Source organism: Frankia sp. AgKG'84/4 (assembly GCF_023242965.2).
Taxonomy (GTDB): Bacteria; Actinomycetota; Actinomycetes; order Frankiales; family Frankiaceae; genus Frankia.
Window position 1 is genome coordinate 1 of sequence record NZ_JALKFU020000261.1, and the last position, 7,128, is coordinate 7,128.

9 protein-coding genes are annotated in these 7,128 nt (G+C 73.3%); 4 read left to right on the top strand and 5 right to left on the bottom strand.

The features are described from left to right. Positions 1–10: 10 nt before the first annotated feature. From MXD58_RS16180 to MXD58_RS16190, 3 genes are all read right to left on the bottom strand, one after another. The gene (locus tag MXD58_RS16180; RefSeq protein WP_250609483.1) at positions 11–637 is read right to left on the bottom strand and encodes a hypothetical protein; all 627 of its coding nucleotides are present in this window, start codon (positions 635–637) and stop codon (positions 11–13) included. A 71-nt stretch (positions 638–708) separates the two neighbouring features. After that, the gene (locus MXD58_RS16185) at positions 709–990 is read right to left on the bottom strand and encodes a MoaD/ThiS family protein (protein ID WP_248839435.1); all 282 of its coding nucleotides are present in this window, start codon (positions 988–990) and stop codon (positions 709–711) included. Continuing rightward, positions 987–1,610: an alpha/beta hydrolase family protein gene (locus MXD58_RS16190; protein WP_374616195.1), complete on the bottom strand. Its 624-nt coding sequence runs from the start codon at positions 1,608–1,610 to the stop codon at positions 987–989. Before MXD58_RS16190 ends, MXD58_RS16185 begins: the two co-directional genes overlap by 4 nt. A 336-nt stretch (positions 1,611–1,946) precedes the next feature. On the opposite strand from MXD58_RS16190, the gene MXD58_RS16195 reads away from it, so the two are divergent. Beyond that, a complete protein-coding gene (locus MXD58_RS16195) occupies positions 1,947–2,690 on the top strand; it encodes a response regulator transcription factor (RefSeq protein WP_248839433.1) in 744 nt (247 codons plus the stop codon). Positions 2,691–2,833: 143 nt separating this feature from the next. Next, positions 2,834–3,820 (top strand): mycothiol synthase, encoded by a 987-nt coding sequence (gene mshD / locus MXD58_RS16200; RefSeq protein WP_248839431.1) that lies wholly within the window; start codon positions 2,834–2,836, stop codon positions 3,818–3,820. Positions 3,821–3,832: 12 nt separating this feature from the next. Here mshD and MXD58_RS16205 read toward each other — a convergent pair whose 3' ends face one another. Further along, the gene (locus tag MXD58_RS16205; RefSeq protein WP_374616197.1) at positions 3,833–4,168 is read right to left on the bottom strand and encodes an STAS domain-containing protein; all 336 of its coding nucleotides are present in this window, start codon (positions 4,166–4,168) and stop codon (positions 3,833–3,835) included. Between the two features lie 321 nt (positions 4,169–4,489). Between MXD58_RS16205 and MXD58_RS16210 the strand changes: the two genes are divergently transcribed. Beyond that, positions 4,490–4,987: a frankia-40 domain-containing protein gene (locus tag MXD58_RS16210; RefSeq protein WP_248839429.1), complete on the top strand. Its 498-nt coding sequence runs from the start codon at positions 4,490–4,492 to the stop codon at positions 4,985–4,987. A 19-nt stretch (positions 4,988–5,006) separates the two neighbouring features. On the opposite strand, the gene MXD58_RS16215 is transcribed toward MXD58_RS16210, so the two are convergent. Further along, positions 5,007–5,711: a TMEM165/GDT1 family protein gene (locus tag MXD58_RS16215; RefSeq protein WP_248839426.1), complete on the bottom strand. Its 705-nt coding sequence runs from the start codon at positions 5,709–5,711 to the stop codon at positions 5,007–5,009. Between the two features lie 421 nt (positions 5,712–6,132). Between MXD58_RS16215 and selA the strand changes: the two genes are divergently transcribed. Next, positions 6,133–7,128, top strand: a 996-nt coding sequence (gene selA / locus MXD58_RS16220) for an L-seryl-tRNA(Sec) selenium transferase (RefSeq protein WP_250609485.1), incomplete at its 3' end; no start/stop codon positions are given.

The window sequence follows — 7,128 nt, forward strand, 5'->3', positions numbered from 1 at the left end:
GCCAGTCGGGTCAGCCATGCCGCTCCTGTCGGGAAAGTACGGTCGGGTCCTGTCGGGAAAGTACGGTCGGGGCGCCGTCCTCGGTCCGCACCGCCAGGTAGCCCGTGAGCAGGACGCCCAGGATGACCCCGCTCAGCGCCGTGATCATCTCGGCGCTCACCCGGGTCGCCGACGCCGGGCTCGCCGCGGCGGCCGGGGTGCCTGCCACTGCGCTGGCCGCCGGTGCCACCGCCGGCCTCGCGGCGGTGACCGGTGTGCGCAGTGTCAGCGCCCGGCGCAGTCCGAGCTGGTAGAGGACGACGGCCGCCACCGCCGCGCCGATGACGCCGGCGGTCGAGCCGTAGGCGTGGCGATGGGACACCAGCACGGCGAGGTCAGCGAGCGCCGCCGCCACGGCGACCAGCGCAGTCGTGCCCGACGAGGCGTGCAGCGAGCGGCCCCAGGCCCAGGCGAGAGCGCCCTGCTCGACGACGAGCACCCCCGCGAGCGCCCAGCGCCCCAGCGCGGCGCCACCGATCGCCAGGCCCGCGGCGAGGACGATCGCGGCGACCAGGCCGACGACGGGCACCCTCGGCGGGGCAGGGTCGGCCGCCCGCGTGGGGGTGCCACCGGTCGTTCCGGGGTCGCCTGCGCTCACCCCGTCATGCTGTCATGCCCGTTGTGAGCACTCCGCGCCGCCATCGGAACACCGGCGGTCGACGGGCCGCCTCAACCACCGGCGAACGGCGGGAGGACCTCGATGGTCACGCCGTCACGCAGAACGACCTCGGCCGGGTCCCGCCGACCCGTCGGCAGGTCGTCCACCAGGTAGGAGCAGCGCCGCAGCAGAGCGGGCAGGACACCGCCGTGGCGTGCCGCGGCGACCTCGAGGAACTCGCCGAGAGTCGCCGCCTCGACGGTTTCCTCGGTCACGCCCGCGGCGTCACGGGCGGCCGCCCAGTAACGGACGGTGACCCGCACGGGGGCACCCTCGCCGGCGGGCGGCGTCATGGCCCGGCCACCGGGGCGCGATCGTCGACCAGTTCGGCGAGCTGGGCGCCGAGCCGGTCGAGCAGATCCGGGCCGCAGCCGGCCTCGGCGTGACCGAAGCCGGCTTCGATCCACAGCCGCGCCCCCGGACCGGCGGCCGCGGCGAGTGCGTGTGGATGCTCCAGAGTGAAATACCGGTCCCGCTGACCGTGCACGATCAGCAACGGAGTCGGCGTGATCGCACCGACCATCTCCAGTGGTGATCGTGGAACGGGGGCGAAGACACGGGGATCGATACGCACGCGTAACGCCGCACGCGCCACCATTCGGCCGGTGCGATGTTCGGCGAACCAGTGAATCCGCCGCATGGGCGCGGTGTCCCGAACAAACCAGCGGCTTGTGGAACTCACGCTGACGACCCCGTCGGGCGCGTGCCGCAGCCGGCGCCCGTGACAGAGCGTGCCGGAATTGACGAGGCCCGCGTGGCGGATCACCGCGGCCGCGCCCATGGACCAGCCGACCGTGACAACGCGCTGGTAGCCGAATCCGCGGGCCGCGGCCACCGCGGCGTCGACGTCGAAGACCTCACGATCACCGAAGGTGCACCACCCCGTTGATCGCCCATGACCCCGTAGGTCCATCACCTGGACCCCGCCATATTTGCGCAACCCAGACGAAATACGCCGTAACGAGGGGCTGGCCATGGAGCCGGAGAAGCCATGAACGACCACGATCGCGAGCCGATGTGACTCTCCGTGGCCAACATCGAGCCTTTCGGCGTGCCTCGTGGCCAGGATCTCAGAATCGGCGGTCGGCAGCATCCCGTAGACGGTAGGAGCCGAGTAGTGCACTCCGCTATCCTCCCCACATACCGACCTTCGTTTCATGCCCATGACGGTCGTGAGACACCCAGTGCCGGACATCGAGATACTCACCGGGTCGACGCTGCCCCACCACACCACCCTGGAGGAGTCGTCTTGAGCGTCGTCCTTTTGCTCACCAACGCCCCCGGTCCCTCCGCCGAATCGTTTCCGTCCCTCGGCCTTCTCACGCACACGGTACGGGTCGCTCCGCTCGAGGCGAGTGCGTTGCTGGACGCTCCCCCGGTGGACGTGATCGTGGTGGACGGGCGGCGGGAACTCGTCATCGCGCGCGGCCTGTGCCGCCTGCTGCGCACCACCGGCCTCACCACCCCGTTGCTGGCACTGGTCACCGAGGGTGGCCTGGCTGCGGTCTCCGCCGACTGGGGTGTCGACGACGTCGTCCTCGACTCCGCGGGTCCCGCCGAGGTCGAGGCCCGGTTGCGACTGGCCATCGGTCGGGTCGCTGCCGCCGGCGGCACCGCCGAGGCCGGTGTCATCCGGTCCGGCGACCTCTCGGTCGACGAGACCACCTACTCCGCGAAGCTGCGGGGCCGCCCGCTCGAGCTCACCTTCAAGGAGTTCGAGCTGCTGAAGTACCTGGCGCAGCACCCGGGCCGGGTCTTCACCCGCGCCCAGCTGCTCCAGGAGGTGTGGGGCTACGACTACTACGGCGGCACCCGCACGGTGGACGTCCACGTCCGGCGGCTGCGCGCGAAGCTCGGCCCCGAGCACGAGGCGATGATCGGCACGGTCCGGCACGTCGGCTACAAGTTCGTGGCGCCGGCAATCACCCCGCTGGCGGACAGCGCGCCCGGGTCGGCCGGCCGCGTCGATGCCCGCACGCCCGAGCGGGTCTAGCCGCACCGCCCTGCCCTGATCCGGCCCCACCGGACCAGGGCGGGGCGGCCACGCCACAGCCGGTCGCCGGTGGACGCCACGCGCGCCGACGTTCAACCGCGCGAACGCGGGACAGCGTCCCGCGCGGCCCATACCGTCGTGCGGTGACCATCCTGACCTGGCGGCCGACGCTCAGCGGCTCGGACGTCGACGACATCGAAAACCTGCTCACCGCCGCGGAACGCACCGACGGCACGGGTCCGGTCTCCGAAGATGTTCGGCTGACGTTGCGACCGGGCCTGCGGGTGGGCACCGGCCGTCACCTGCTGGCGACCCGCGCCGAGGGCGCGCCGGCCGCAGGCGCGGGTGGCCTCGTCGGCTACGCGCACCTGGGCGGCGTCCCGGCCGAGCGCCAGGCGGAGATCGTGGTGCACCCCGACCACCGGCGCCGCGGTGTCGGCGCCGCGCTGGCTACCGCGCTGACCGCGACGGCCGGGCCGGCGCCCACCCGCCTCGACGTCTGGGCCCACGGCGACCTGCCGGCCGCCGCGTCGCTCGCCGAACGGCTCGGATTCGCCCGGAGCAGGGTGCTGTTCCAGTTGCGCCGCCCGCTGGCCGCCGGCCCGCCGCTGCCGCTCGCCGAACCGCCCGCCGGGATCACTCTGCGGGCCTACCGACCCGGCCCGGACGACAATGCCTGGCTCGCCGTGAACGCCGCCGCGTTCGCCGACCACCCCGAGCAGGGTCGGTGGACTCTCGACGACCTGACCCGACGCCACGCCGAGCCCTGGTTCGACCCGAACGGCTTCTTCGTCGCCGAGCGTGACGGGCAGCTGGTCGGGTTTCACTGGACCAAGGTCCACGAGGTGGATCCGATGCCGCCGGCCGGCGGTACCGCGGACCCGATCGGCGAGGTCTACGTGGTCGGGGTGCGGCCCGGTGCGGGCGGTGCCGGACTCGGCCGGGCGCTCACCCTGGCCGGACTGGGCCACCTGCGGGACCTCGGGCTCGACTCGGTGCTGCTCTACGTGGACGAGGACAATGATCGCGCGGTGCGGATGTACTCCGCACTCGGGTTCAGCACGTACACCCGGGATGTCTCCTACCGCTGGACCGGCTCGGCCCAGCGGTCCCGCTCCGACGTCCCGTGAGCGCGGCCGAACTCAGCCGCCGCGGCGGCTCGCCAGGCTGGACGCGGCCGCCGGCTCGGTGTGCTCCACGTCGATGACGGTGCTGAGATTGGTGACGGTCAGCAGCCGCCGCGCGTTGTCGTTGGGATTACGCAGCACCAGCCGCCCGCCCGCGGAGCGCTGCCGCTGGTGGGCGTAGAGAATGACCGCGAGGCCCTGCGAATCGAGGAAGCTCACTTCCGTCAGGTCGACGATGATGTCCCGCACGCCGGCGATCCGGGCGTCGAGCAGCGCCTCCCGCAGGGGGTCCAGGGACGAGTAGTCGATCTCTCCGACTGGGTGGACGATGATGGCTTCGCGGCCGGTCACCTCAACCCGAACACTTGGCTCCATGGCTCCGTTGACGACCGGACGGCCTGGGCGCCGCAGGGGGCCGGCCGGGCTGCCTCCCACCACGCGTCGCACCCCTGGCAAGCACGACGATGCGGACGTACCCCGGCCACCTCGCTTCCACACCCGCCGGATTCTCCGCCGAAGGCGGTTCTCCTCACACCGGCTGGACATTGACCCGTCCGCGGGTGACACGTGCGGCGCGACGTCGTCACCCGGCGCCGCCCCGGCAGGTCCCTCCCGCGCTTCTCCCCGCCGGACGGGATGGGATGGCACGTTCTCGGGTGAGAGCGTCGAGCCATGGACATCAACCCGCCCTGGTCCCGCGGTGACAGCACTCCCCCGGAGGTCGTCACCTTCCTCAGCCGCACGGACGGCGCAGCCGTCTCGATCGCGCCACACCCGGGCGCCGCATCGGACACCCCGCTGGTGCTGCTGGGCGCCCGGGTGCCCGGCTCGCCGCCGGCCGCCCTGCGGCTGGTGCCCCAGGAGGCACTGCGTCTCGCGGAGCTGCTGGTCGAGGCAGCCGAGTCCGGGGCATCGGGCCCGGATCCCGGCCTGGGTTTCCCGCCAGGCGGCCGCCGGCCTTCCGGCGCCCGCCCCGGCGGGCCCGGCTCCTCGCGGCGCCGGTATGTCGTGGCGGTGCCGGAGGGGGCGGCGCCAGCCGAGCTGCGCCGCGCGCTGACCCTGCTGCCCGGGGACGCCCGGCTCGTCGACTTCTCCTCGGACACCGAGGTCGTACTCGTGTTCGCCACGGCCGATCCGCGCTGGCCGGCCAGGCCCGAGCCGGCCGGCTGAGCGCGCCTTCCGATGGTGCCTAGCCGCGCACCGCCTCGATCGCCGACAGCACCGCGAGCACCACGAACGCCGCGGCGGCGACGCGGGTGATCACGGAGATCGGCAGCACCCTGAGCAGTCCACGCCCACCCGCGATCGCGAGCGCGGCGACCGTCCACAGCCCCAGTACCGCGCCGATCCACACCATGACCGGGGAGTCGAAGCGGGCGGCGAGGTTCGCCGTCGAGATCTGCGTGAGATCCCCGAGTTCGGCGAGGAACACGACCCCGAAGGAGGTCGCCGCCACCCGCCAGAACGCCGCCGGCGCCGCCGGACCGGCCGGCGTGCCCTGATGGTTCGCGTCGCCCACCTCCCGGAGTGCGGGCGACGCCGGCTCGCCACCGTGCTCACCGCTGTGGTCCACCGCCGCGCTGGCCGGGGTGACGGCCTCGTCATGGCCGTCGCCGTTCGCCTCGCTCTCCCGGCCCTCCCGCAGCACGAGGAAGGCGCCGACGACGAACAGCAGCGCGGTGATCGAGTCCACGATCCGGCTCGGTAGAAGGGAGAACACGCTGCCCGCCGCCACCGCCAGCGTGACGTGCACGGCGAACGCGGCGGCCACGCCCACCCAGACGTACAGCGGCCGGAAGCGACTGCCGAGTACGAGGCTCGCGACCATCGTCTTGTCGGGCAGCTCGGCCAGGAAGATCACACCGAAGGTGACCAGTACCGCGGTGATGTTCACGCCGGGACCTCTCGATCGGGCCGGGCCGTGAGCGGGAGTCCGCCTTCGACCCGGCATGCCTGCCGTGTCGAAGGTCTCGCCCACCCGGCCGCGAGGGCCGGGCCCGGCCGCCGGGAGCCTGCGTCGGCGACCACCTGCTGGTCGGACGGGCGGGCGCCAGTATGTCGACGATCCGGGCCGCGCGCGGTCCATGGCCAGCCGCCTCACCGACTCAGACGGTGACTGACGGCCGCGCGCCACGGATCCGGTCGCTCGGCGGGGCTACTCCCCTTCGGGCATCGACATTACCCGGCCGGCGGATGACGCGCATCACCCGTGGCCACCGTTACCTGGGCATTTGAACAGCACACGGGGAGACACGTCTTTCCGGGGGCCACCCGCCTGGACTTCACGGATCGCGTCACTAAATTTACGTGAAGTGATGGTCGACCAGGCACCCCCCGAGTTCGGCGCCACCGCGGACCCGGCCCCGGCTCCGTCGGCGCTCGCCCGTACCGCCACCGGACTACGCCCGGTGATCAATGCCACGGGCGTCCTTCTGCACGGCTCCCTGGGCCGGGCGCCGTTGTCGGCTGCCGCCCGGGCCGCCGTGGATCTGGCCGCCGGCACCACCGATCTGGAACTCGACCTCGGCACCGGCCGCCGGGACCGCCGGGGCCGGACCATGCTCGCCGCGCTGGCAGCCGCGGTACCGGCGGCGGCCGACGTCCATGTCGTCAACACCAACGCCGCCGGGCTCACCCTGGCGGCGGCCGCGCTGGCCAGCCGGCGCGAGATCGTCATCAGCCGAGGCGAACTCGCAGAGACCCCGGACGGCCTGCGCCTGCCGGAACTGCTCGGCGCCGCCGGGGCCCGGCTGCGCGAAGTGGGCACCACCAACCGGACCACCCTCGGCGACTACGCGGACGCGATCAGCCCCCGTACCGGATTCGTGCTGCGGGTGCACCCGACGAGCTACCGGGTCGTCGGGTTCGCCGACCGCCCCGCCGTGGGCGGCCTCGCCGCGCTCTGTGCCGATTTCGCCGTGCCCCTCGTCGGGGACTGCGGATCCGGCCTGCTGTGGCCGGAACCGCTGCTGATCGGCGAGCCGGATGCCACGAGCTGGCTGGACCGGGGCGTGAGCCTGGTGCTGGCCAGCGGCGACAAGCTGCTCGGCGGTCCCGAATGCGGCCTCCTGCTCGGCCGCACGGACCTGGTCGAACGGATCCGCCGGCACCCGATGGCCCGGGCGATGCAGGCCGGGAAGCTGGCCCTCGCGGCGTTGGAGGCGACGCTGCGGCAGGGCGACTCGCCCGTGCGCCAGGCACTGCGTGTCCACCCGGACAGGTTGACCGTGCGCGCCGAGACCCTCGCGGCCTGGCTGCGCCGCGCCGGGATCGCCGCGTCCGCGGTGTCCAGCCGGGCCGTCGTCGACGAC